This window comes from Pseudomonas sp. UBA6753, assembly GCF_002453565.1.
GTDB classification, from domain to species: Bacteria; Pseudomonadota; Gammaproteobacteria; order Pseudomonadales; family Pseudomonadaceae; genus Aquipseudomonas; species Aquipseudomonas putida_Z.
Genome location: NZ_DKHD01000006.1, coordinates 11711 through 34877 on the forward strand (window position 1 = coordinate 11711; position 23167 = coordinate 34877).

Sequence of the window (23167 nt, forward strand, 5' to 3'; positions counted from 1 at the left end):
TGTCCTCAGATGGCAATGCGGTTCATGTAGTTCGAGAAACCCTGCATGTAGCGAGGCGTGGGGATCAGGAAGGCGTCGTGCCCGTAAGGCGAGTCGATCTCCAGGTAGCAGACGTTCTTGCGCGCGGCCATCAGGGCGTCGACGATCTCGCGCGAACGGGCCGGGGAGAAGCGCCAGTCAGTGGTGAACGACATGATGCAGTAATCCGCCTTGACGTGGGCCAGGGTGGCCGCCAGGTCGCCGCCCTGGGCGGCGGCGGGGTCGAAGTAGTCCAGCGCCTTGGTCATCAGCAGGTAGGTGTTGGCGTCGAAGCGCCCGGAAAACTCCTCGCCCTGGTAGCGCAGGTAGCTCTCGACCTGGAATTCGACGCTGTGGAAGTCGTAGTTGAGCTTGTCGCTCTTCAGCTCGCGGCCGAATTTTTCACCCATCGAGTCGTCCGACAGGTAGGTGATGTGGCCGACCATTCGCGCCAGCATCAGGCCGCGCTTGGGGATCACGCCCTGGTCCTGGAACGAACCACCGTGGAATTCGGGGTCGGTGAGGATGGCCTGGCGTGCCACTTCGTTGAAGGCGATGTTCTGTGCCGACAGCTTGGGCGCCGAGGCGATGTCGACGCAATGGCGCACGCGCTCGGGGTAGCTGATGGTCCACTGCAGCGCCTGCATGCCACCCAGGCTGCCACCGACCACGGCGGCCCACTGCTGGATGCCCAGGCGCTCGGCGAGGCGCACCTGGCTGTGCACCCAGTCTTCCACGGTCAGCACCGGGAAGTCGGCGCCATAGGGCTTGCCGGTGGCCGGGTTGATGCTGCTGGGGCCGGTGCTGCCGTTGCAGCCGCCCAGGTTGTTCAGGCTGACCACGAAGAAGCGGTTGGTGTCGATCGGCTTGCCAGGGCCGATGCAGCTGTCCCACCAGCCCGGCTTGCGGTCGGTGGGGGCATGGTAGCCAGCGGCATGGTGGTGGCCGGAAAGGGCATGGCAGATCAGCACGGCGTTGCTCGCGCTGGCGTTCAGGGTGCCATAGGTCTCGTAGACCAGTTCGTAACTGGCCAAGGAGCGGCCACAAGCCAGTGCCAGCGGTTCATCGAACCGGGCGGTTTGCGGTACTACCAGACCGACGGAATCTTCGGGAAAGACAGTGGACATCGACCCTGCTCACGCTTGACGGAGGCGTAAGTCTAAAGAGCGCTACCCCCAGCGGCAAGCAGAGGCTTGTCGCTGGAAGCAACCAGGGTCAGGGTGAGGCTCAGATCATCCGCCACAGCTCTTGTGGCATGCCGGCGTAGGCGGCCAGCGGCGGCATGACGAACGACTGGATTACCTGGATCGCGAGGAAGGCGAAGATCGGCGAGATGTCCATGCCGCCCAGGTTGGGCACGATGCGGCGGAACGGTGCCAGCACCGGTTCACTGATCTGGTAGGCCAGTTCGGCCGCCGGGTTGTGGCTGTTGGGAGCAACCCAGGACACGATCACCATGACGATCATCGCCACCCAGAAAATCTTCAGGAACAGCGAGGTGATACCGATGATGGCCCACATCAGCAGGTGCAGGATGTCACCGAAGGTGCCGTAGGTGACCATCAGCACGAAAGCCATCAGCAACGCCTGGATGACCACCGACAACAGCAGCGACGAGGTATCCAGCCCACCAACGCTGGGGATGACCCGGCGGATCGGCTTGAGCAGCGGCTGCGTGGCACGCACGGCGAACTGGCACAGCGGGTTGTAGAAGTTGGCCTTGACCAGCTGCAGGACGAAGCGCAGCAGGACGATCACCAGATACAGGCTGACCAGGGTTTGCACCACGAAGATCGCGGCGCCGGACAGTGCATTCATCTGAAGCTCCTTATTTGCCCAGTTGTTCGGCCAGCTCGGCGGAACGTGTAGCCGCAGCCTGCAGCGCCTGTTCGACAATGGCTTCGAAGCCGCTGGCCTGGAACGACTTGATCGCCGCTTCGGTAGTGCCTGCAGGCGAGGTGACTCGGCGGCGCAGTTCGGCAGCATCGACATCGCTGGCAACCGCCATGCGTGCGGCGCCCAAGGCTGTCTGCAGAGTCAGCTGGGAGGCGGTTTCACGTGGCAGGCCAAGCTTTTCGCCTGCCGCGGTCATGGCTTCGATCAGCAGGAAGAAGTACGCCGGGCCGCTGCCGGAGACTGCCGTCACGGCGTCCAGTTGCTGCTCCTGCTCGAGCCACAGGGCGGTGCCCACGGCCGACAGCAGTTGCTCGGCCTGCTGGCGTTGTTCGCTGGATACTTCCGCGGTGGCGTACAGGCCGCTGACGCCCTGGCGCAGCAGTGCCGGGGTGTTGGGCATGCAGCGCACCACAGGGCGAGCGCCGACCCAGCTTTGCAGGCTGGCGCAGGTGATGCCGGCGGCGATGGAAACGATCAGCTGGCCATCCTGCAGGTTTGGTTGCAGGGCTTGGCACACGGCTTTCATGACCTGGGGCTTGACCGCCAGGACGATGACGTCGGCACCATCGATGGCCTGAGCGTTGTTCTCGAAGGTTTCGATGCCGTGCTCGGCCTGGATGCGGCTGCGGGTCTCGGCGCCCGGGTCGCTGGCGCGGATCTGCGAGGCGTCCAGGCCCTGGGCACGCAGACCACCGATCAGGCTGGCGGCCATGTTGCCGGCGCCGATAAAGGCAATACGAGTCTTGCTCATGTCAGGTCCTTGTAGGAAAGAGTGAGTAAAGCATGGAATCAGGGCTGCCCGTAATCGCGGGCACCGAACAGGGCGGTACCGATACGCACCCAGGTCGCACCCTGTGCAATGGCCGCTTCCAGATCGTGGCTCATGCCCATGGACAGGGTGTCCAGACCAAGGCCAAGGCCTTCCTGCAACTGGCGCAGGGTGGCGAAGGCGGCTTCCTGGGCGGCGCGGTCATCAGTGGGTTCGGGAATGGCCATCAGCCCGCGCAGGCGCAGGTTGGGCAGTGCGGCTATCGCTTTGGCCAGGGCCGGCAGGTCGGCAGGGGTGCAGCCGGATTTGCTGTCTTCGCCGCTGACGTTCACCTGCAGGCAGATGTTCAGTGGTGGCAGACCGGCCGGGCGCTGCTCCGAGAGGCGTTGGGCGATTTTCAGGCGGTCCACGGAATGTACCCAGTCGAAATGCTCGGCGATGGCTTTGGTCTTGTTCGACTGGATGGGGCCGATGAAGTGCCAGATCAAGGGCAGGTCGCTGAGTGCCTGCTGCTTTGTCAGCGCTTCCTGTAGGTAGTTTTCCCCGAAATCGCATACGCCGGCGGCGTGGATTTCGCGGATGGCGCTGGCTGGCTTGGTCTTGCTCACGGCCAGCAACTGGACGCTGGCCGGATCACGCCCGGCAGCTTGGGCAGCGCTGGCGATACGGGCGGAAATAGCGGAAAGGTTGTCTGCTAGGGTGGACATGGACTGATGCCGGCGGCTGGAGGGTTTGCGGCATTCTACCTACTTGAAGGCCTTTGGGGAGTCTCATGGATGTGACCGACCTGTTGGCCCGGGCCGTGGATGCGGGGGCTTCCGACCTGCACCTGGCGGCGGGCCAGTTACCGATGTTGCGCCTGGATGGCGAGCTGCAGCGCATGGCCCTGCCGACCTTGGGCCCGGCGACCTTGACCGAGGGCATGGCACCCATGCTGGATGAAGACCAGCGCCGACAGTGGGCCGAGGGTGATGAGCTGGACCTGGCGCTGGAATTGCCGGTGCTGGGGCGCTTTCGGCTGAACCTGTTTCGCCAGTTGCATGGCCCTGCGGCCACCTTTCGCCTGATCCCGGGGCATATCGCCACGCTCGATGAACTCGACCTGGGGGATGTGTTTCAAGCTGTTGCGCAGTGCAGCGATGGCTTGATCCTCGTGGGTGGGCCGACCGGCAGCGGCAAGTCCAGCACCTTGGCGGCACTGCTTGACCAACTGAACCGCGATCGGGCTCTGCATATCATCACCCTCGAAGACCCTGTCGAAGTTATCCATAGTAGCCAGCGCAGCCTGGTCAACCAGCGTGAGGTCGGCCGCCATTGCGGTGGGTTCGCCCAGGGGCTGCGCAGTGCCCTGCGTCAGGACCCGGATGTGATCATGATCGGTGAGCTGCGCGACCTGGAAACCATTCGCCTGGCTTTGCGAGCGGCCGAGACTGGGCACCTGGTGCTGGCGACCGTGCATACGCGTTCGGCGGTGAGCAGTATTGACCGGTTGGTGGAGGTGTTCGCTGCCGAAGAGAAGCCGCTGGTGCGGGCGATGCTGGCCGAGTCGTTGCGCCTGGTGGTGGCGCAGGTGCTGGTCAGGCGTGTGGGCGGTGGGCGGGTTGCTGCGCGGGAAGTGCTGGTGGTGACGTCAGCGGTGCGTAACCTGGTTCGGGAGGGGCGGATGGCGCAGTTGTGTTCGGTGATGCAGGCGGGTGGTGCGGACGGGATGCGGACGATGGAAGGGGCGATGCGGGGGCTGAGGGAGCGAGGGCTGATCGATGACTTGTAGTGGCTGTACCGGCCCCATCGCGGGCACGCCCGCTCCCACAGGAATGGCGCTGCCCGCGAGAGCGACGCGGTACCTGTGGGAGCGGGCGTGCCCGCGAAGAGGCCGATACAGGAGAGCGCCGATCAGATCAGCGCTTGGCCAGGTTCAGCTGCTGCTGTTCTTTCGGCAGCACTCGCTTGGCCACCACGTAATGCTTCTGCCAGTAAGGCTTGCTCAGGGTGTCGATGCTTACCCGCTTGCCACGGCGTGGAGCATGGATGAAGCGGTCGTTGCCCAGGTAGATGGCAACGTGGTTCACCCGGCGGCTCTTGATGTTGAAGAAGATCAGGTCACCTGGCTTCAGGTCACCCTTGGCTACCTTGACGCCGTGGCCCTGGGCCATGGCATTGGAGGTGCGCGGCAGGTCGACGTCGGCGACGTCGTTGAAGGCGTATTTGACCAGCCCGCTGCAGTCGAAGCCTTTCTTCGGGCTGCTGCCGCCCCAGACATAAGGGGTGCCGAGCACATTCACCGCACGGCTGAGCACATCGCTGCTCTGCTTCGGCGACATGGCGGCGACCGGCGCACCGGGCACGCTGCGGCTGCTGGCGGCATTGCTTGGGCGGGTGCGCAGCGCGGTCTGCTTGACCGGTGCATGTCTTACCGAGGCATTGGTGGTGTAGCCGGTAAAACCATTGGGAAGACGTTGCTCACGATTGGTGGCGTGGGCGGCCAGGGGCAATAATAGGCAGAGGGTCAGCCATGTCTTGAGTAAAGGCGGCATAGATGAAGCTCTTATGAATAGTTATGTGTTGGGCGCGCAACTTTATAACAGCTTTTTGATCAATCTTTGATCCGTTGGTCGATTGTCCAGGTGCCGTACGTCGGCCTGCGACAAGAAAGTCACATTTTTTCTTAGAAAATTTTCGGATAACCCACGGGGGCTATGAATGAACAGTTATCAACAGGGGGCGCCGTTTCACGACACCCACAGCAAGACCATTGGCTACCTGCTATGGATTTTCGGCTTTACCGGGTCGCATCGTTTCTATTACGGCAAGCCAGTAACCGGCACCATCTGGTTCTTCACCCTGGGCCTGCTGGGCATCGGCTGGTTGATCGACCTGTTCCTGATCCCGTCCATGGACCGTGAAGCCGACCTCCGGTTCCAGTCCGGGCGCATTGACTACAACATCGCCTGGATCCTGCTGACCTTCCTCGGGGTGTTTGGTCTGCACCGGCTGTATCAGGGCAAGTGGATCACCGCGATCATCTACTTCTTTACCGGCGGGCTGTTTCTGGTGGGGGTGCTGTACGACTTCTGGACGCTGAACAGCCAGGTTTCTGAGCGGAATGCGGGGCGGGGTTGAGGACACAGGGGGCGCAAAGCGCCCCCGAATTCCAGGTTACTGACGGGTCTGCCGCTGTTGCAGCAGCAGGTTGCTGAAGCCTGCCCCGGCCAGTTGCTTCTGCGCCCCGGTCAGCTGCTCGCGGTTGCTGAACGGCCCCACCAGCACGCGGTACCAGGTTTCGTCCTTGACCGTGCCCGACTCTACCTTTACCGACTGCCCCAGCAGGATGATCTGCGCGCGCACCTTGTCAGCATCGGCCTGCTTGCGGAACGAGCCGGCCTGCAGGAAGAACTGGGTGGTCGCCGCCGGCTTGATGACTGGCGGTGCCGGTGGCGGTGTCTGGCCCATCAATGCTGCCTGGGCTCGCACCGTGTCGATCTTTGCCGCTTCGGCTGGCGTCACCGGGGTCACCGGCTGGGCCGGGACGGGTGGCGTCTTCTCTGGTACGGCCTCCGGCGGTACGATCACCTCGGACTCCGGCAGCAGCGTGTAGAAGTCGTACTTCGGCTTCACCGGCTGCTGCGGAGTGGGCTGCGCCGACTTGCCGGCTTCGGCCACCTTGTCCGCTTTCTGCTGCTCCGGCTTGGTGCGCTTGATGTCTTCGCCACCAGGCTCGAGCTTCATCAGGAACACGATGAACGCGCCTACGGTCAGGCCGACCGCCAGCCATACCCAACCGGGAATCGGCTGCTTGGCCGGCGCCGTCTGGCGGCTGGCGCCGCGTTTGGGTGCAGGTTTTTTCTTGGCAGCCAACTTACATGCGCTCCAGGGTTTCCAGGCCGAGCAGTTCCAGACCTTGCTTGAGGGTGCGACCGGTCAGCGCCGCCAGGCGCAGGCGGCTCTGCTGCTGCTGCGGGGTTTCGGCGGCAAGAATCGGGCAGTTCTCGTAGAAGCTGGAGAACAGGCCGGCCAGGTCGTACAGGTAGCTGCACAGCACGTGCGGCGTACCCTTGTCGGCGACGTTGTTGAGGATTTCGCCAAACTGCGCCAGGCGCGCGGCCAGGTCCTGCTCGTGGGCAGCCTGCAGCACAATGTTGCCATCGACTTCATCGAAGCCTTTGCCCAGTTTGCGGAATACGCCGGCCACGCGGGTGTAGGCGTACAGCAGGTAAGGCGCGGTGTTGCCTTCGAAGTTGAGCATCAGCTCGAAGTTGAAGCTGTAGTCGCTGGTGCGGTGCTTGGACAGGTCGGCGTACTTCACTGCGCCAATGCCCACCACTTCACCGATGTGGCGCAGTTCTTCGTCGGCCAGGCTCGGGTTCTTTTCCTTGACCAGCGCGTAGGCGCGTTCCTTGGCCTCGGTGAGCAGGTCGATCAGCTTCACGGTACCGCCGTCACGGGTCTTGAACGGGCGGCCGTCGGCACCGTTCATGGTGCCGAAGCCCATGTGCTCCATCTGCATCGGGTGGCCCACGAAGCCTGCGCGGCGTGCAACTTCGAACACCTGGTTGAAGTGCAGGGCCTGGCGCTGGTCGACGAAGTACAGGGCGCGGTCCGCCTTGAGGACGTTGCTGCGGTAGCGCACGGCGGCCAGGTCGGTGGTGGCGTACAGGTAGCCGCCGTCGGCCTTCTGCACGATCACCGGCAGTGGCTCGCCTTCGCTGTTCTTGAACTCGTCGAGGAACACGCACTGGGCGCCCTGGTCTTCGACCAGCAGCCCCTTGGCCTTGAGGTCGGCGACCACGTTGGCCAGGTCGTCGTTGTAGGCGCTTTCACCCATCACGTCGGCCATGGTCAGCTTGACGTTCAGCAGCTCGTAGGTCTTCTGGCAGTGCGACAGCGAAATGTCCTTGAAGCGCGTCCACAGGGCCATGCAGTCCGGGTCGCCGGCCTGCAGCTTGACCACCAGGCCACGGGCACGGGTGGCGAACTCTTCGGATTCGTCGAAGCGTTTCTTGGCGGCGCGGTAGAAGTTTTCCAGGTCCGACAGCTCGTCGCTGGTGATCGGGTTTTCTTCCAGGTAGGCCAGCAGCATGCCGAACTGGGTGCCCCAGTCGCCCACGTGGTTCTGGCGGATCACGTCATCGCCGAGGAACTCCAGCACGCGCGCCACGCTGTCACCGATGATGGTCGAACGCAGGTGGCCGACGTGCATCTCCTTGGCCAGGTTGGGTGCCGACATGTCGATCACAACCTTTTGCGCAGGGCCGGCCTTGCGCGCGCCCAGGTGGGCGTCGGCCAGTGCGGCATCCAGGCGGTTGGCCAGGGCGTCGGTGTTCTGGAAGAAGTTGAGGAAGCCGGGGCCGGCGATTTCGACCTTGCTGATGTCGGCGCTGGCCGGCAGGGCATTGATCAGTTTCTCGGCCAGGTCGCGCGGCTTCATGCCGGCCGGCTTGGCCAGCATCATGGCGATGTTGCTGGCGAAGTCGCCGTGGGTCTTGTCCCGGGCGTTTTCCACCTGGATCGCCGGCGACAGCCCTTCAGGCAGCACACCGTCGGTGACGAGTTGGGTGAGGGCTTGCTGGATCAGCTGGCGAATGGTGTCTTTCATGGGGATCTCTTTTCGACCGCAAGCGCGGTGGAGCGCTTGGATGCGCAGGTGGAAAAACTGGGCATTATCCGTGGCTGGGGGCGGGTTGCCAACCTTTGGGGCTGCAAAGCAGCCCGCAGGATCAATAAAGGTCTACCGGGTCGACATCCAGCGACCACCGCACCTGGCGCCCGCTCGGCATCTGCTCCAACACTAGCAACCAGGCGCTGATCAGTCGATGCAAAGGCGCCCGCGTATTGGCCTGTATCAACAGTTGTGCGCGGAAGCGCCCGGCGCGGCGCTCCATCGGTGCTGGCACCGGCCCCAGCAGCTCGATGCCAGGTAGGCGCTGTTCGGCCACCAGGCGCTCGGCGGCGGCGCAGGCCTCGTCGAGGAAACCTTCGGCCTGCCCGGGCTTGTGCGCTTCGGCGCGTAGCAGCGCCAGGTGCGAGTAAGGCGGCAGCCCGGCGGCGCGGCGTTCGTCCAGGGCCTGCTCGGCGAAGGCGAAGTAGCCCTGCTCGGTAAGCTGCACCAGCAGTGGATGGTCGGCCAGGTGGGTCTGGATGATGACCTTGCCGGGCTCTTCGGCCCGCCCGGCCCGCCCGGCGACCTGCACGATCAACTGTGCCATGCGTTCGCTGGCACGGAAGTCGCCGGAGAACAGCCCGCCATCGGCATCGAGGATGGCCACCAGGGTCACCCGCGGGAAGTGATGGCCCTTGGCGAGCATCTGGGTGCCGACGAGGATGCTCGGCTGGCCGCGCTGGATGGTGCTGAACAGGTTGTGCATGGCGTCCTTGCGCGCGGTGCTGTCGCGGTCCACACGCAGGATCGGGTAATCCGGGAACAGCACTTTCAGGCGTTCCTCGGCACGCTCGGTGCCGGCGCCGACCGGGCGCAGGTCAACATGGTTGCACTGCGGGCACTGCTGCGGCAGGCGCTCGTCATAGCCGCAATGGTGGCAACGCAGCACGCCGGAGCGCTGGTGCACGGTCATGCGCGCATCGCAGCGCGGGCATTCGGACAGCCAGCCACAATCGTGGCACAGCAAGGTCGGGGCGAAACCGCGGCGGTTGAGGAACACCAGCACTTGCTGGCCCGCTTCCAGGGTTTGGCGGATGGCCTGCTGCAGTGGGCCGCTGATGCCGCTATCCAGCGGCAGGCTCTTCACATCCAGGCGCAGCATGCGCGGCGGGCGGGCACCGCCGGCGCGCTGGTTCATGCGCAGCAGGCGGTAGCGGCCGGTCAGGGCGTTGTGCAGGGTTTCCAGCGATGGCGTGGCAGAACCGAGCAGGATCGGGACGTTTTCCTGGTGGGCGCGCACCAGCGCCAGGTCGCGGGCTTGGTAGCGCAGGCCTTCCTGCTGTTTATAGGAACCGTCGTGCTCCTCGTCGATGATGATCAGGCCGGGGTTCTTCATCGGCGTGAACAGCGCCGAGCGGGTGCCGATGATGATGTCGGCCTCGCCGTCCCTGGCTGCCAGCCAGGCATCCAGGCGTTCGCGGTCGTTCACCGCCGAATGCAGCAGCGCGATGCGGGCGTTGAAGCGTTGCTCGAAGCGGGCCAGGGTCTGCGGGCCGAGGTTGATCTCCGGGATCAGCACCAGGGCCTGCTTGCCGGCTTCCAGTGTTTCGCGGATCAGTTGCAGGTATACCTCGGTCTTGCCGCTGCCGGTGACACCGGCCAGCAGGAAGGCGCCGAAGCCGCCAAAGCCTTCGCGCACGGCGTCGAAGGCGTCGCGTTGCTCTTCGTTGAGCGGCAGTTCCGGCTGTGCCAGCCAGTGTTCGTGGCGCAGCGACGGCAGGTGGCGGCGGACCTCGATCTGCACCAGGTCCTTGGCCAGCAGCAGGTCGAGGCTGTCCTTGTTCAGGTTGAGCTTGGCCAGCAGGCTGTGGGCCACGCCGTGCGGGTGCTGGGCCAGGGTCTTGAGGGCATCGCGCTGGCGTGGTGCGCGGGCGATGCGCGGGTCTTCCAGGCGAGCGCCGGGGGCGAAGTGCCAGAAGCGCTCCTGGCGCATCTCGGCGGGCTCGCCCTGGCGCAGCAGGGTCGGCAAGGCCCAGCTCAGGGTGTCACCCAGGCTGTGTTGGTAGTACTGGGCGGTCCACAGGCACAACTTGAACAGCGACGGCGGGATCGGCGACACCGGGTCGAGCAGGGCGCTGGCCGGCTTGAGCTTGTCGGCGGGCACTTCGCTCTGCTCGCACACCTCCACCAGCACGCCGATCATTTCGCGGCGGCCGAATGGCACGCGAATGCGCATGCCCGGGGTCAAGGCCTGGCGCGCCATGCTTGCCGGCGCCTTGTAGTCGAACAGGCGACGCAGCGGGGAGGGCAGGGCAAGGCGCAGGATGACGTCGGACACGCGGAAAGTCTCGGAGGGCGTTTCAAAGACTGGCGAGCCTAGCAGACGACGGTCGGTGCAAGCGACAACTTGCGTTGGCGTGATGCTCTGGTATTATTCGCCGCCTAATTACGTGCGGTATTCAACAATTGGTGTTGGGTGGCGGCACGCAGCTCGAGGAAGTGACCATGAAAGCAGATATTCATCCGAACTACGAAGTAGTTGCAGTCACCTGCAGCTGCGGCAACAAGTTTGAAACCCGTTCGACCCTGGGCAGCACCCTGGCGATCGACGTTTGCAACCTGTGCCACCCGTTCTACACCGGTAAGCAGAAAGTCCTGGACACCGGTGGTCGCGTACAGAAGTTCGCCGATCGCTTCGGTATGTTCGGTACCAAGAAGTAATCATGCGCATGGCGAACCCCTCGGGTTTCGCATTGCTGCAAAAAAAGGCGCCCCTTGTGGGCGCCTTTTTTGTGGGCGTCATCTGGCATTTCCCGGCCCTGGCGTTCTGCCCGCTACCAGGCAGCCCTCAGCAGGTGGCGGTGCGCCAGGTGGTCGATGGCGATACCTTGCGTCTGGTCGATGGCCGCAGCGTGCGACTGATCGGCATCAATGCCCCGGAAATCGGCCGTAACGGGCGCACCAGCGAGCCCTATGCCGAGGCCGCCAGGCAGCGTTTGCAGGCCTTGGTCAAAGCCAGCGACGGGCGTATCGGGCTGGAGCCGGGCGTAGAGGCCAAGGACAAATACGGCCGCACGCTGGCGCATATCTACGGCCGCAATGGCGACAATATCGAAGCACAGTTGCTCAGCGAGGGCTTGGGCTATCGCGTCGCGGTTGCCCCAAATGTGCGCCTCAGCGCTTGCCAGCAGCTTGCCGAGCAGGCTGCGCGCAAGGCTGGCTCCGGGCTGTGGCGTCGTTCGCCGGTGGTGCGTGCCGGGGATGTCCGGCAGTCGGGGTTCGCGGTCATTGCGGGGCGCATCGAAGGCGTGGAGCGCAACCGTGGCGGGGTCTGGCTGAACCTGGACGGTGCGGTGGTGCTGCAGGTTCCCGCTCGTCTGCAGCGCAACTTCCCCGCCAGCTTCTTCGATAACCTCAAGGGACGCCAAGTCGAGGCGCGTGGCTGGGTGCTGGATCGTTCCCGCAAGGGCGGCCTCAAGCCCGGGCAGCGACGCTGGCTGTTGCCGTTGACCGATCCGAGCATGTTGGAGCGCATTTCAGGCTAAAAGATGTAGACATTTCGCTATTGGATTGTACACACTGTTAGCCGTATGCCCCGTGGGTTATAGCGTAAAGTCGTAGGCTAAAGGCCTTGACACAAGTGACCGACCAGTCTTGTGGCTCCCCGGCTCTTTGCGTATCCTCGGCGGTCCGTCAGAACAGTAAATAGCGGAATGCCCACCATGTCAGACCTGAAAACCGCCGCTCTCGAATATCACGCTCAACCTCGTCCGGGGAAACTGAGCGTCGAACTTTCCAAGCCCACCGCCACCGCCCGTGACCTCGCCCTGGCCTACAGCCCAGGTGTTGCTGAGCCCGTGCGTGAAATCGGCCGTGATCCAGAGCTGGCTTACAAATACACCGGCAAAGGCAACCTGGTTGCGGTGATTTCCGATGGCACCGCCATCCTCGGTCTGGGTGACCTCGGCCCACTGGCTTCCAAGCCGGTCATGGAAGGCAAGGGTGTTCTGTTCAAGCGTTTCGCCGGTATCGACGTCTTCGACATCGAAGTGGAATCGGAAAGCCCGCAGGCGTTCATCGACACCGTTCGCCGCATCTCGATCACCTTCGGTGGCATCAACCTCGAAGACATCAAGGCGCCTGAGTGCTTCGAAATCGAGCGCACCCTGATCGAACAGTGCGACATCCCGGTATTCCACGATGACCAGCACGGTACCGCCATCGTGACCGCGGCCGGCATGATCAACGCCCTGGAAATCGCCGGCAAGAAGCTGGAAGACGCCAAGATCGTCTGCCTGGGTGCCGGCGCTGCTGCCATCTCCTGCATGAAGCTGCTGGTGAGCATGGGCGCCAAGGTCGAGAACATCTACATGATCGACCGCAGCGGCGTGATCCACGCTGGCCGTGACGACCTGAACCAGTACAAGGCGCAGTTCGCCCACGCTACCGACAAGCGCACTCTGGCTGACGCCCTCGACGGTGCCGACGTGTTCGTAGGCCTGTCCGGCCCGAACCTGCTGAGCGCCGAAGGCCTGAAGTCGATGGCTGCCAACCCGATCGTGTTCGCCTGCTCGAACCCGGACCCGGAAATCTCGCCAGAGCTGGCGCACGCCACTCGCAGCGACGTGATCATGGCTACCGGTCGTTCCGACTACCCGAACCAGGTCAACAACGTACTGGGCTTCCCGTTCATCTTCCGTGGTGCCCTGGACGTTCGCGCCAAGCGCATCAACGAAGAAATGAAGATCGCCGCCGCCATCGCCCTGAAAGATCTGGCCAAGCTGCCAGTGCCGAAGGAAGTGTGCGAAGCCTACGGCGTACAGGCTCTGGAGTTTGGTCGTGAGTACATCATTCCGAAGCCGTTGGATGCACGCCTGATCACCGTCGTTTCCGACGCTGTGGCCAAGGCCGCCATCGAATCCGGCGTGGCAACCCTGCCGTATCCGAAGCACTACCCGCTGACCAGCGTGGATGACGTGTTCAAAGGCTGATTGCTGCCTGGCGACATAAAAAAGCCCCGGCTCGTATGAGCCGGGGCTTTTTGTTTACCGGTGGGGTTGGCGCGGCCTTTGTGGGAGCGGGCGTGCCCGCGAAGAATCCAGCGCGGAGGCTGGCACCGGCTACGCCGGTGTTCGCGGGCATGCCCGCTCCCACAGGGTCGGTGTTGCCTTCGAGGGCTCTTAGAACAGATCCATCGGCGCCGCTTCATCCGCCGGCAACGGGCTGCCCGGTGCTGCGCCAGTGCCCAGTTCGTCCACCGACGGCGGCGAGTCTTCGGCCTTGAACAGCTCGAAGTAGGCATTCGGTGTGCTCGGCGAAGCGGCACGGCCGCTGACCGGGTCGACGCGCAGGCTGAGGATGCCTTCCGGCTCTGCCGGCGCATGCGCAGGCTTGTCCTTGAGGGCTGCGCCCATGAAGCTCATCCAGATCGGCAGTGCCGCGGTGCCGCCGTACTCGCGGCGACCAAGGGTTTCGGGCTGGTCGAAACCGACCCACACGGTGGTCACGTAGTCGGCGTTGTAGCCGGAGAACCAGGCGTCCTTGGACTCGTTGGTGGTACCGGTCTTGCCTGCCAGGTCGGTGCGGCCCAGGGCCAGCGCCCGGCGGCCGGTACCGCGCTTGATCACGTCCTGCAGCATGCTGGTGAGGATGTAGGTGGTGCGCCCGTCGATGATCTGCTCGGCCACGGCCGGCGCCTGCGGTGCAGACGCCACCTGGCTGAAGGCTGCGGGTGCCTCGCCCGGCATGGCGGCGGTGCTGATCGGCTGTTCGGGGGCGGCCACACCTGCCTGGTCCTCGGCACCTTGCGGTACCCGGGCCGGGTTGGCGGTGAACAACGTCTCGCCGCTGCGGCTTTCGATGCGTTCGATCAGGTACGGGGTGATCTTGTAACCGCCGTTGGCGAAAGTACTCCAGCCTGTGGCGATTTCCATCGGGGTCAGGGTGGCGGTGCCCAGTGCCAGCGACAGGTTGCGCGGCAGGTCCTGCTTGTTGAAGCCGAACTTGGCGATGTAGTCGATGGTGCGGTCCACGCCCATGGCCTGCAGCAGGCGGATCGACACCAGGTTGCGCGACTTGTACAGCGCTTCGCGCATGCGGATCGGGCCAAGGAAGGTGTTGGTGTCGTTCTTCGGTCGCCAGACCTTGTCCAGGTACTCGTCGACGAACACGATCGGTGCATCGTTGACCAGGCTGGATGCGGTGTAGCCACTGTCCAGGGCGGCGCTGTAGATGAACGGTTTGAAGCTCGAGCCCGGCTGCCGCTTGGCCTGCATGGCGCGGTTGTAGTTGCTCTGCTCGAACGAGAAGCCGCCGACCAGGGCGCGGATGGCGCCGTTGTAAGGGTCGAGGGTGACCAGCGCACTCTGCGCGCCAGGTACCTGGCTGAACTTGAACTGGCCATCTTCCAGGCGCTGCAGGCGCACCAGGTCGCCGACCTGGGCCACGTCTGCCGGCGACTGCGGCGCACGGCCCTGGGAGTTGCTGTTGATGAACGGGCGCGCCCATTTCATGGTGTCCCAGGCTACCAGCTCTTCCTGGCCGCTGCGGGTCAGCACCTTGAGGCCGGTTTTTTCGATCTGGGTGACGATGGCCGGCTCCAGGCCGCCAAGGCTGCGTTGCTTGCCCAGTTCCTGCAGCCAGGCCGCCTGGGTGCGGCCCGGGAAGCGTGCTTCGGGGCCGCGGTAGCCGTGGCGCTCGTCGTAGTCGGAGAGGCCGTTGAGGATGGCCTTGTTGGCCATTTCCTGCATGTCGCTGGGCACCGTGGTGGTGACGCGGAAGCCTTCGGTGTAGGCGTCGCTGCCGTAGCGGCCGACCATTTCGGCGCGGGCCATTTCGGCGATGTAAGGCGCATTCACCTCAGGCGTGGGCACGTGGTAGCTGGCGTTGAGCGGCTCGGCCAGGGCTGCCTGGTAGCTGGCTTCGTCGATCTTGCCCAGCTTGTACATGCGGCCGAGGATCCAGTCGCGGCGCTCCTTGGCGCGCACCGGGTTGGCCAGCGGGTTGAAGCGCGAGGGTGCCTTGGGCAGGCCGGCGATCATCGCCATCTGGGCCAGGCTCACGTCGCGGATCGACTTGCCGTAGTACACCTGCGCGGCGGCATCGATACCGTAGGCGCGGTTGCCCAGGTAGATCTTGTTCACGTACAGCTCGAGGATCTCGTCCTTGGTCAGCTCACGCTCGATCTGCAGGGCCAGCAGAATCTCGTTGGTCTTGCGCGAGAAGCTGCGCTCGCTGGTGAGGAAGAAGTTCTTCGCCACCTGCATGGTGATGGTACTGCCGCCGGTCTGGATATGGCCGGTTTTCACCAGCTGGGTCGCGGCACGCATCAGGCTGCTGGGGTCGACACCATAGTGGTTGAGGAAATTGTCGTCCTCGGCCGACAGAAGCGCCTGGATGAATTGTGGGGGAATTTCCGCGAAGCGGATCGGCGAGCGGCGCATTTCGCCGAACTCGGCAATCAGCTTGCCGTCGCTGCTGTACACCCTGAGGGGGATCTGCAACTGGATGCTTCTGAGCGACTCGACCGAGGGCAGGCTGGGGCTAAGATACAGAAACGCACCGCTCACACCGAGTACGAGCGCGCAAATGACTGCGACGGAAGACCACCAGAAGAACTTCAGCAGACGTATCAAGGCTTTTCGGTGTCCAGGTTGGGAGTGGATTGCACGCAGGTCCGGCGGACCAAAAAACGCTGGGCATTATAAGCATTTTTTCGCCTCTCCGGGTTACCGGCCAGGCTGCCCGTCGCCTCGATGGGCCGGCGCGGCCTAGTGTTGACGCGGGGTTGGGGCAGGTAGCCGCGACAGATGGCGGCGACAGACAACAAGGATGCCACGATGCTAGGACGCTTCGGCAAGGATGCCGGTTCACTCGTGGGGGTGGAAATTGCCCCCGACTCCGTTCGGATTGTGCAACTGCAGCGGCGTAACCGGCGCTGCCGGGTGCTTGCCTCGGTACAAGAGCCGTTCGAATCACCGGCTGGCAGTGACTGGGCGGCAGAGCCTGGCGCCGTGGCGGCTGCCTTGAGGCGCGCCTACCGACGCAGCGGCCTCAGGCAGCGCCGGGTCGCGCTGGCACTGCCGGGCAACCAGGTGATCTGCAAGCTGTGCCACCTGCCAATGGAACAGGGCGGGGCAGAAATGGAGGCGCAACTGCTGGCTGACGCCGAACGGCTGTTTCCATTTCCGCTGGAAGACCTGGCCCTGGATTTTCAGGTCCTGGGAGGCTCTAGCGTCCAGCCAGGCTGCGCCGAGGTGATGGTGGCTGCGTGTCGGCAGAGTGCACTGGCGCCACTTGAGGGCATCGTCGAGGAGGCCGGGTTGCAACTGGAGGCCGTGGAGGTCGACAGCATTGCCTTGGGGCGCATGCTGCCGCTGGCCAGGCACCAAAGCTCGGCGTTGCTGCGTATCGAGGCGCAAAGCACCACCCTTCATGGCTGGCAGTCGGGTCGGCCTCAGCAACGGCGTGAGCTGAACCTGGGGCTGTCGACGATAGCCGGGGCGCTGCCGGAGCGCCTGCTGGCCCTGCTCGCCGGTGAGCCTTTGCCCGATTGTCTGTTGATCGCCAGCCGTTCTCCGATCGAGCCGGGCCAGTTGCAGAGCCTCGGCTCCCGGTTGAACCTGCCGTGTCGCCTGGTACCCGACCTGGCGCGCGTGGAACACGTCGATGGCGCGATGATTCTGGCGTGCGCCCTGGCTCTCGGAGGGTTGCGCCGATGATGCGGCTGAACCTTCTGCCCTGGCGCGAACGGCAACGCCAGGCCGCGTTGCGGTCTTTCCGCAGGCGACTGGTCGCCGGCGCGCTGCTGGCCCTGTGTGGCGTGACGCTGGTCGACCAGCTGGCCCGCCAGCGCGGGCAGCAGCAGGCGCTGGCCAGTATCCGGCACCAGGCGGCCCTTGAAGTGTTGGGCGAGCAATTGCAGCCGCTGGCCGATGTGCGTGCGCAGCATGAGGCGCTACTGGCGCGTGCGGTGGCGCTGGAAGGCCTGCGTGCCAACCAGGATGTGCTGGCCGGGGTGTTCGCTGACCTCGAGCGGGCGTTGCCAGTGGGTGTGCAACTGCTCGACCTCAGCCTGGAAGACGGCAGCCTGCAGATGACCGGGCTGGCCACGTCCGGTGCCGTGGTCGCGCAGTTCATGCGGGACCTGAGTCGCTCGAGTGCGCTGGTTGGTCTGGAGCTCAAGCGCATCAGGAGCCTGCCGGGCGGCGATGAATTCCTGCTGGGCGCGCGCGTTTCGGCGTTCTGGTCGTGAATGCTGCACAGGTGCTCGGTTGGCTGGCCATGGCCGAGCGCTCCAGCCGCTTCAGGCAGCTGGCGCCAGTGCTGGTGGCCTTGGCGTTGTTCGGCCTGGGTTGCGCCATACGTCTCCCTGCAGTGCTGCAGCAGCAGGCGCAGGAGGAGGCCCGGCACGCCGAGTTGCACGAACAGCATTCAGCCGGCGCGGTGCATCTGGCCGAACTGGAGCAGCTCCAGGCGTCTGTGGTCATTGCCGAGCGACGCTTGCGGGAGGCGTACTGGCACCTGGCGGCCGGGGAGGGCATGAGCGACCTGCTCGAGCGCCTGGCAGCGTCGGGGCATGCGCACGGCTTGCTCATCGAGCGCTTCGATGTACATGAAGACGAACAACAGGCTGGCTTTCGCAAGGTACCGCTGGAGCTACAGGTGGTGGGGCGATACGCGGCCTTGCGCCAGTGGCTGGGCGACTGGTTGGGCCAGGCGCGTGTTCTGCGCAGCGGTGACCTGCAGCTGGCTGCAGCCGATGGCAAGCCTGGCCTGCTACGCCTGCAGTTGCGGGTTAATGCCTATCAGGCGCTGGCGCCAGTGCCGGAGCCTGCGATGCTTGCGCGCATGCCGGCCAGGGGCGTGACGGCAGCGCCCCCGGTCGACCCGTTTGCGCCTGGGGCGAAGCGATTGACGGGCAGCGGGTTGGCCGATGTGCCTTTGGCGCAACTGGAGATGGTCGGCAGCCTGTCGCGTGGGGCGGAACACGAAGCACTGCTGATGGCGGCTGGCAGGCTCTATCGCGTGCGCCCTGGGGACCGGGTCGGGCGTGACCAAGGGGTGGTGGCGAGCGTTGATCAAACCCAGGTCGAAGTACGCGAGCGGCTGTTCATGGCAGGGGTGTGGCATGAACGCACGGCGTTCATCACACTCGCAAAGCACCTGGGCAAGGAGGCCCCGGACGACGATGAAAACGTTGATGAAATGGATGCTGGCAGCCCTGCTGCCGGTCCCGCTGGCGTCGGCGACGCCTTATCAGGGTGAACCACTGTCGCTGAACTTCCAGGATGTGGAAGTGCGCTCGGTGCTGCAGGTGCTGGCTGACTATGCTGGCGTCAACCTGGTCGCCAGCGATGCCGTGCAGGGTAGCGTCACCTTGCGTTTGCAGGACGTGCCATGGGACCAGGCGCTGGACCTGGTGCTGCGTAGCAAGGGCCTGGCCCGGCGCCAGGAGGGCAATGTGCTGCTGGTGGCGCCTGCGGCCGAGTTTGCCGCGCAGTCTGTCGATGCCCGTGTGGGCCAGGCGCTGGATGCGCAGTTGCAGCCGTTGCGTCGGGAGCTGTTGCCCATCCATCACGCCAAGGCTGGCGAACTGGCGGAGCTGCTGCTGGCGAGCCTGGCGGATGACGGCATCCTCACCGGTCGGGGCAGCCTCAGTGTCGATGAGCGCACCAATACGCTGGTGGTACACCTGCCGGCCGATCGCCTTGCCGAGCTGAGGCAACTGGTGGCGCAGCTGGACGTACCGGTGCGCCAGGTGGCGATCGAGGCGCGTATCGTCGAGGCCAACGTCGATTACGAAAAAAGCCTGGGGGTACGCTGGGGTGGGCCGCTTTACGTTGAAGACCCGCTGCCGGGCAAGGACCTGTTCGTCGACCTCGGGGTGGAGCGGGTGGGTGGCAGCATCGGCCTGGGCCTGCTGCGTGGCGACGTGCTGCTCGACCTGGAGCTCAGTGCCATGGAAAAGAGCGGAAACGGCGAAATCATCTCGCAGCCCAAGGTGGTCACGGCCGACAAGGAAACCGCCAGGATCCTCAAGGGTACCGAGGTGCCGTACCAGGAAACCAGCAAGAGCGGCGCCACCTCGGTAGCGTTCCGCGAAGCCTCGTTGTCGCTGGAGGTGACCCCGCAGATCACCCCGGACAACAAGGTGATCATGACCGTCAGGGTGACCAAGGACGAGCCGGATTACGTCAATGCCTTGAACAACGTACCGCCGATCCGCAAGAACGAGGTCAATGCCAAGGTTCGCGTGGTGGACGGTGAAACGATCGTGATTGGTGGCGTGTACTCGACTTCGCAAAACAATGTGGTCGACAAGGTGCCATTTTTCGGCGATCTGCCGTATGTTGGGCGGCTGTTTCGACGCGATGCATTACAAGAGAAAAAATCCGAGCTGCTGGTCTTCCTGACTCCGCGTATCATGAGTGACCAGGCGATTGCTGTGAGTCGTTGATTCTGTGCGAAATTTGATACTTGTGGGGCCCATGGGCGCTGGTAAAAGCACCATCGGACGCCTATTGGCCAAAGAGCTGCGCCTGCTGTTCAAGGATTCCGACAAGGAAATCGAACTGCGATGCGGCGCCAACATCCCGTGGATTTTCGACAAGGAAGGCGAGCCGGGTTTCCGTGACCGCGAGCAGGCGATGATCGCCGAGCTGTGCGCACTCGACGGCGTGGTCCTGGCGACCGGCGGTGGCGCGGTAATGCGCGAAGCCAACCGCCAGGCCCTGCACCAGGGTGGCCGGGTGATCTACCTGCATGCTTCGGTGGAACAGCAGGTTGGCCGCACCGCACGTGATCGCAATCGCCCCCTGCTGCGCACCGCCAATCCCGAGGCGACCTTGCGCGCCCTGCTGGAAACCCGCGACCCGCTCTACCGCGAGATCGCCGACCTGGTAGTGGAAACCGACGAGCGGCCGCCACGCATGGTGGTGATCGATATTCTCGAGCGCTTGCAGCAGTTGCCGCCCCGTTAGCCCGGGACTATTCTCGGCCACCAGCGCCGAGGCGAGGTTCAACGTTACCGCGCGGGTGCCTGAACGGCGCCGCGCCCAAGTACATTGTGGGGATACATGCAGACACTAAAGGTCGACCTGGGCGAGCGTAGCTACCCGATCTACATTGGCGAAGGCCTGCTGGACCAGCCCGAGCTGCTGGCGCCGCACATCGCCGGGCGGCAGGTTGCCATCGTTTCCAACGAGACCGTCGCGCCCCTGTATCTCGAACGCCTGAGCAAGACCCTGGGTGCCTATTCGGTGCTGCCGGTGGTATTGCCCGATGGCGAAGCCCACAAGAACTGGGAAACCCTGCAACTGATCTTCGATGGCCTGCTGACTGCACGGCACGACCGCCGCACCACCGTGGTCGCCCTGGGTGGCGGCGTGATCGGTGACATGGCCGGCTTCGCCGCCGCCTGCTACCAGCGCGGCGTCGACTTCATCCAGGTGCCGACCACCTTGCTGTCCCAGGTCGACTCTTCGGTCGGTGGCAAGACCGGCATCAACCACCCGCTGGGCAAGAACATGGTCGGTGCCTTCTACCAGCCCAATGCGGTGCTGATCGACACCACCAGCCTCAAGACCCTGCCGGCGCGCGAGCTGTCCGCAGGCCTGGCCGAAGTGATCAAGTACGGCCTGATCTGCGACAAGCCGTTCCTCGCCTGGCTCGAGGACAATATGCAGGCGCTGCGTGCCCTCGACCCGGTGGCGTTGACCGAAGCCATCCGCCGCTCCTGTGCGGCAAAGGCCGCGGTGGTGGGTGCCGACGAGCGCGAGTCTGGCGTACGCGCCACGCTGAACCTGGGGCATACCTTCGGGCATGCCATCGAGACCCACATGGGTTACGGCGTGTGGCTGCACGGCGAAGCCGTGGCGGCGGGCACGGTGATGGCCCTGGAGATGTCCATGCGCCTTGGCTGGATCGACCAGGCCGAGCGCGATCGCGGAATCCGCCTGTTGCAGGACGCAGGTTTGCCGGTGGTGCCACCACAGGAAATGACCCCGGCGCATTTCATGGAGCACATGGCGGTCGACAAGAAGGTGCTCGACGGCCGTCTGCGTCTGGTGCTGCTGCGCCAGATGGGCGAGGCCGTGGTGACCGACGACTATCCGAAAGAGATTCTACAGGCCACGTTGTCGGCGGATTACCGCGCGATCGTGGCCCAGCTTTGAGGTTGTGACAGCGCAATGACCAGTTTGCATGCCGATGAGGCCTTTCTCGACCATTACCAGTTGAGCCACGATCCGTTCGCGCCCCGCGTGCCCGGCTTCAAGTTCTTCCCGGCCCAGCGCAAGCCCGTGCTCGGCCAACTGCACCACTTGGCGCGCTACAGCCAGCTGATGCTGGTTGTCACCGGCCCGCTGGGCAGCGGCAAGACCCTGCTGCGCCAGGCCCTGGTGGCCAGTACCAACAAGCAGGCGGTGCAGAGCGTGGTGGTGTCCGCCCGTGGTGCCAGCGATGCCGCCAGCGTACTCGGCCAGGTCGCGCAGAGCCTGGATGTGGCCGAGGCCGAAATGCAGGCGATCCTGGCCAAGGTGGTGCAACTGGCACTGACCGGCCAGGAAGTGTACTTGCTGGTGGACGATGCGGAACAACTCGACGAGTCGGCACTCCAAGCGTTGCTGGAATTGGCGGCGGGTGTGCCGGAAGGGCGCCCGCATGTGTTCCTGTTCGGTGAGCCGTCGCTGATTGCCGGGCTGGACGAGATCAATATCGAGGAAGAACGCTTCCACATCATCGAACTCGCCCCCTACAGTGAAGAAGAAACCCGCGAGTACCTGGAGCAGCGCCTGGAAGGTGCTGGCCGGGGCATCGAGGTGTTCAGCCGTGAACAGATCGTCGATATCCATGAAAACTCTGACGGCTGGCCTGGCAACATCAACCAGGTCGCCCGTGACACTTTGATCGAAGCCATGATCGCCAGCCGCTCGACGGCCAAGCGACCATCCATGGGGTTCAAGATGCCTAAAAAACATGTGCTCGCGCTGTCCGCTGTGGTTGTGGTCGCCGTTGCGGCTGCGGTGTTGATGCCGAAGAAAGGTGACAAGGCGCCTGCCGAAGCGCCGGCCGCCCAGGCCCAGTTGCCGCTTGGCGAGGGCCAGGCCAATGGTGGCAACCCGGCCATCGAGTTCTCGGGTTCGTCCCAGCCGATGCCGCTGCCGCTGGTTGGCCAGTCGCAGCCGGTGATGCGCGAGCCGCTGGCCCAGGCCGCGGGCATGGGTGAGGGTGAAGAGGGCAGCCCGGCCGGTGATACCGCCCTGCAGCCAGGCAACCCGCCGCCAACCGTGACCACCATCGCACCGCCGCAAGGTGTGCCGGCGGGCCCGGCACCGGTACCTGCCCAGCCAGTAGCCGCGGCGCCAGCCCAGCCGATACAGCCGCAACCGCAGCCGGTTGCGCCTGCGCCAAAACCTGTCGCAACCCAGCCTGCCAAGCCGGTTGCGCCAGTCAAGCCTGCACCAGCACCGACCCAGGTCGCCGTGGCCAAGCCGGCCGCCAAGCCTGTCGAGAAGCCGGCAGCCGGTGGCAGCGGCAACAGCGGCTGGTACGCCGGGCAGAAACCGGGCAATTACGTGGTGCAGATCCTGGGTACCAGCTCCGAAGCTTCGGCCCAGGCGTTCGTCAAGGCCCAGGGTGGCGACTATCGCTACTTCAAGAAAAACCTGCAGGGCAAGCCGCTGTACGTAGTCACTTACGGCAACTTCGCCAACCGCGACGCAGCGGTTGCGGCAATCAAGAACTTGCCAGCGAAGGTCCAGGCTGGTAAACCTTGGCCACGTACCGTCGCCAGCGTCCAACAAGAGCTGGCCTCGGCCCGCTGATACCTTCCGGGCGGCACCACCCCGCCGCCCAGTTGCTGAGCGATTACTGACTTTCGAATAGCC

21 protein-coding genes are annotated in these 23167 nt (G+C 64.5%); 12 read left to right on the plus strand and 9 right to left on the minus strand.

Annotated elements, in window-relative coordinates:
• Positions 1–5: 5 nt before the first annotated feature.
• The 4 genes from metX to B2790_RS03585 all read right to left on the minus strand — a co-directional run bounded on the left by metX (position 6) and on the right by B2790_RS03585 (position 3390).
• Complete coding sequence (metX, locus tag B2790_RS03570; RefSeq protein ID WP_286918276.1) at positions 6–1145, minus strand: homoserine O-succinyltransferase MetX; 1140 nt, start codon at positions 1143–1145, stop codon at positions 6–8.
• 100 nt (positions 1146–1245) lie between these two features.
• Positions 1246–1836 carry a YggT family protein gene (locus B2790_RS03575; RefSeq protein ID WP_013974619.1) on the minus strand — a complete coding sequence of 197 codons (591 nt, stop codon included), beginning with the start codon at positions 1834–1836 and terminating at the stop codon, positions 1246–1248.
• 10 nt (positions 1837–1846) lie between these two features.
• On the minus strand, positions 1847–2665 hold the full coding sequence (gene proC, locus B2790_RS03580) for a pyrroline-5-carboxylate reductase (RefSeq protein WP_025340969.1): 819 nt from the start codon (positions 2663–2665) through the stop codon (positions 1847–1849).
• 38 nt (positions 2666–2703) lie between these two features.
• On the minus strand, positions 2704–3390 hold the full coding sequence (locus tag B2790_RS03585) for a YggS family pyridoxal phosphate-dependent enzyme (RefSeq protein ID WP_286918277.1): 687 nt from the start codon (positions 3388–3390) through the stop codon (positions 2704–2706).
• 65 nt (positions 3391–3455) lie between these two features.
• Here B2790_RS03585 and B2790_RS03590 point away from each other — a divergent pair, with 65 nt between their 5' ends.
• Positions 3456–4454: a type IV pilus twitching motility protein PilT gene (locus B2790_RS03590; protein WP_286918278.1), complete on the plus strand. Its 999-nt coding sequence runs from the start codon at positions 3456–3458 to the stop codon at positions 4452–4454.
• A 127-nt stretch (positions 4455–4581) separates the two neighbouring features.
• On the opposite strand, the gene B2790_RS03595 is transcribed toward B2790_RS03590, so the two are convergent.
• Complete coding sequence (locus B2790_RS03595; protein WP_025340966.1) at positions 4582–5217, minus strand: C40 family peptidase; 636 nt, start codon at positions 5215–5217, stop codon at positions 4582–4584.
• Positions 5218–5383: 166 nt separating this feature from the next.
• On the opposite strand from B2790_RS03595, the gene B2790_RS03600 reads away from it, so the two are divergent.
• Positions 5384–5803 (plus strand): NINE protein, encoded by a 420-nt coding sequence (locus B2790_RS03600; protein ID WP_013974614.1) that lies wholly within the window; start codon positions 5384–5386, stop codon positions 5801–5803.
• A 36-nt stretch (positions 5804–5839) separates the two neighbouring features.
• Here the strand turns inward: B2790_RS03600 and B2790_RS03605 are convergent, their stop codons facing one another.
• The 3 genes from B2790_RS03605 to B2790_RS03615 all read right to left on the minus strand — a co-directional run bounded on the left by B2790_RS03605 (position 5840) and on the right by B2790_RS03615 (position 10617).
• Entirely contained in the window at positions 5840–6538 is a 699-nt protein-coding gene (locus tag B2790_RS03605; protein WP_286918279.1) for an SPOR domain-containing protein, read from the minus strand.
• Position 6539: 1 nt separating this feature from the next.
• On the minus strand, positions 6540–8276 hold the full coding sequence (argS, locus tag B2790_RS03610) for an arginine--tRNA ligase (RefSeq protein ID WP_013974613.1): 1737 nt from the start codon (positions 8274–8276) through the stop codon (positions 6540–6542).
• 121 nt (positions 8277–8397) lie between these two features.
• Entirely contained in the window at positions 8398–10617 is a 2220-nt protein-coding gene (locus B2790_RS03615) for a primosomal protein N' (protein ID WP_286918280.1), read from the minus strand.
• Between the two features lie 167 nt (positions 10618–10784).
• On the opposite strand from B2790_RS03615, the gene rpmE reads away from it, so the two are divergent.
• The 3 genes from rpmE (at position 10785) to B2790_RS03630 (ending at position 13270) form a co-directional block, all read left to right on the plus strand.
• Positions 10785–11000 (plus strand): 50S ribosomal protein L31, encoded by a 216-nt coding sequence (gene rpmE / locus B2790_RS03620; RefSeq protein WP_003257833.1) that lies wholly within the window; start codon positions 10785–10787, stop codon positions 10998–11000.
• A 2-nt stretch (positions 11001–11002) separates the two neighbouring features.
• Complete coding sequence (locus B2790_RS03625; protein WP_286918281.1) at positions 11003–11824, plus strand: thermonuclease family protein; 822 nt, start codon at positions 11003–11005, stop codon at positions 11822–11824.
• 177 nt (positions 11825–12001) lie between these two features.
• A complete protein-coding gene (locus B2790_RS03630) occupies positions 12002–13270 on the plus strand; it encodes a malic enzyme-like NAD(P)-binding protein (RefSeq protein ID WP_137162583.1) in 1269 nt (422 codons plus the stop codon).
• Positions 13271–13459: 189 nt separating this feature from the next.
• Here B2790_RS03630 and B2790_RS03635 read toward each other — a convergent pair whose 3' ends face one another.
• Positions 13460–15910, minus strand: a complete 2451-nt coding sequence (locus tag B2790_RS03635) for a penicillin-binding protein 1A (protein WP_414708556.1) — start codon at positions 15908–15910, stop codon at positions 13460–13462.
• 207 nt (positions 15911–16117) lie between these two features.
• Between B2790_RS03635 and pilM the strand changes: the two genes are divergently transcribed.
• From pilM to B2790_RS03670, 7 genes are all read left to right on the plus strand, one after another.
• Complete coding sequence (gene pilM, locus B2790_RS03640) at positions 16118–16999, plus strand: type IV pilus biogenesis protein PilM (protein ID WP_286918283.1); 882 nt, start codon at positions 16118–16120, stop codon at positions 16997–16999.
• Positions 16996–17532, plus strand: coding sequence for a PilN domain-containing protein (locus B2790_RS03645; protein WP_286918284.1), 537 nt, complete (start codon positions 16996–16998; stop codon positions 17530–17532). Before pilM ends, B2790_RS03645 begins: the two co-directional genes overlap by 4 nt.
• Positions 17533–17543: 11 nt before the next feature.
• Positions 17544–18545, plus strand: a complete 1002-nt coding sequence (locus B2790_RS03650) for a pilus assembly protein PilP (protein WP_286918332.1) — start codon at positions 17544–17546, stop codon at positions 18543–18545.
• The gene (locus tag B2790_RS03655; RefSeq protein ID WP_085704166.1) at positions 18469–19737 is read left to right on the plus strand and encodes a type IV pilus secretin PilQ; all 1269 of its coding nucleotides are present in this window, start codon (positions 18469–18471) and stop codon (positions 19735–19737) included. The genes B2790_RS03650 and B2790_RS03655 overlap by 77 nt, the downstream gene beginning before the upstream one ends.
• Before the next feature lie 4 nt (positions 19738–19741).
• Positions 19742–20260 (plus strand): shikimate kinase AroK, encoded by a 519-nt coding sequence (aroK, locus tag B2790_RS03660; RefSeq protein ID WP_025340956.1) that lies wholly within the window; start codon positions 19742–19744, stop codon positions 20258–20260.
• A 96-nt stretch (positions 20261–20356) separates the two neighbouring features.
• Positions 20357–21454 carry a 3-dehydroquinate synthase gene (gene aroB, locus B2790_RS03665; protein ID WP_015272135.1) on the plus strand — a complete coding sequence of 366 codons (1098 nt, stop codon included), beginning with the start codon at positions 20357–20359 and terminating at the stop codon, positions 21452–21454.
• 15 nt (positions 21455–21469) lie between these two features.
• Positions 21470–23104, plus strand: a complete 1635-nt coding sequence (locus B2790_RS03670) for an SPOR domain-containing protein (RefSeq protein ID WP_286918285.1) — start codon at positions 21470–21472, stop codon at positions 23102–23104.
• Positions 23105–23167: the final 63 nt, after the last annotated feature.

Coding starts and splice junctions, on each gene's coding strand:
- metX (WP_286918276.1), bottom strand. CDS start 1,145: ATGTCCACTGTCTTTCCCGAAGATTCCGTCGGTCTGGTAGTACCGCAA.
- B2790_RS03575 (WP_013974619.1), bottom strand. CDS start 1,836: ATGAATGCACTGTCCGGCGCCGCGATCTTCGTGGTGCAAACCCTGGTC.
- proC (WP_025340969.1), bottom strand. CDS start 2,665: ATGAGCAAGACTCGTATTGCCTTTATCGGCGCCGGCAACATGGCCGCC.
- B2790_RS03585 (WP_286918277.1), bottom strand. CDS start 3,390: ATGTCCACCCTAGCAGACAACCTTTCCGCTATTTCCGCCCGTATCGCC.
- B2790_RS03590 (WP_286918278.1), top strand. CDS start 3,456: ATGGATGTGACCGACCTGTTGGCCCGGGCCGTGGATGCGGGGGCTTCC.
- B2790_RS03595 (WP_025340966.1), bottom strand. CDS start 5,217: ATGCCGCCTTTACTCAAGACATGGCTGACCCTCTGCCTATTATTGCCC.
- B2790_RS03600 (WP_013974614.1), top strand. CDS start 5,384: ATGAACAGTTATCAACAGGGGGCGCCGTTTCACGACACCCACAGCAAG.
- argS (WP_013974613.1), bottom strand. CDS start 8,276: ATGAAAGACACCATTCGCCAGCTGATCCAGCAAGCCCTCACCCAACTC.
- rpmE (WP_003257833.1), top strand. CDS start 10,785: ATGAAAGCAGATATTCATCCGAACTACGAAGTAGTTGCAGTCACCTGC.
- B2790_RS03625 (WP_286918281.1), top strand. CDS start 11,003: ATGCGCATGGCGAACCCCTCGGGTTTCGCATTGCTGCAAAAAAAGGCG.
- B2790_RS03630 (WP_137162583.1), top strand. CDS start 12,002: ATGTCAGACCTGAAAACCGCCGCTCTCGAATATCACGCTCAACCTCGT.
- pilM (WP_286918283.1), top strand. CDS start 16,118: ATGCTAGGACGCTTCGGCAAGGATGCCGGTTCACTCGTGGGGGTGGAA.
- B2790_RS03645 (WP_286918284.1), top strand. CDS start 16,996: ATGATGCGGCTGAACCTTCTGCCCTGGCGCGAACGGCAACGCCAGGCC.
- B2790_RS03655 (WP_085704166.1), top strand. CDS start 18,469: ATGAAAACGTTGATGAAATGGATGCTGGCAGCCCTGCTGCCGGTCCCG.
- aroB (WP_015272135.1), top strand. CDS start 20,357: ATGCAGACACTAAAGGTCGACCTGGGCGAGCGTAGCTACCCGATCTAC.
- B2790_RS03670 (WP_286918285.1), top strand. CDS start 21,470: ATGACCAGTTTGCATGCCGATGAGGCCTTTCTCGACCATTACCAGTTG.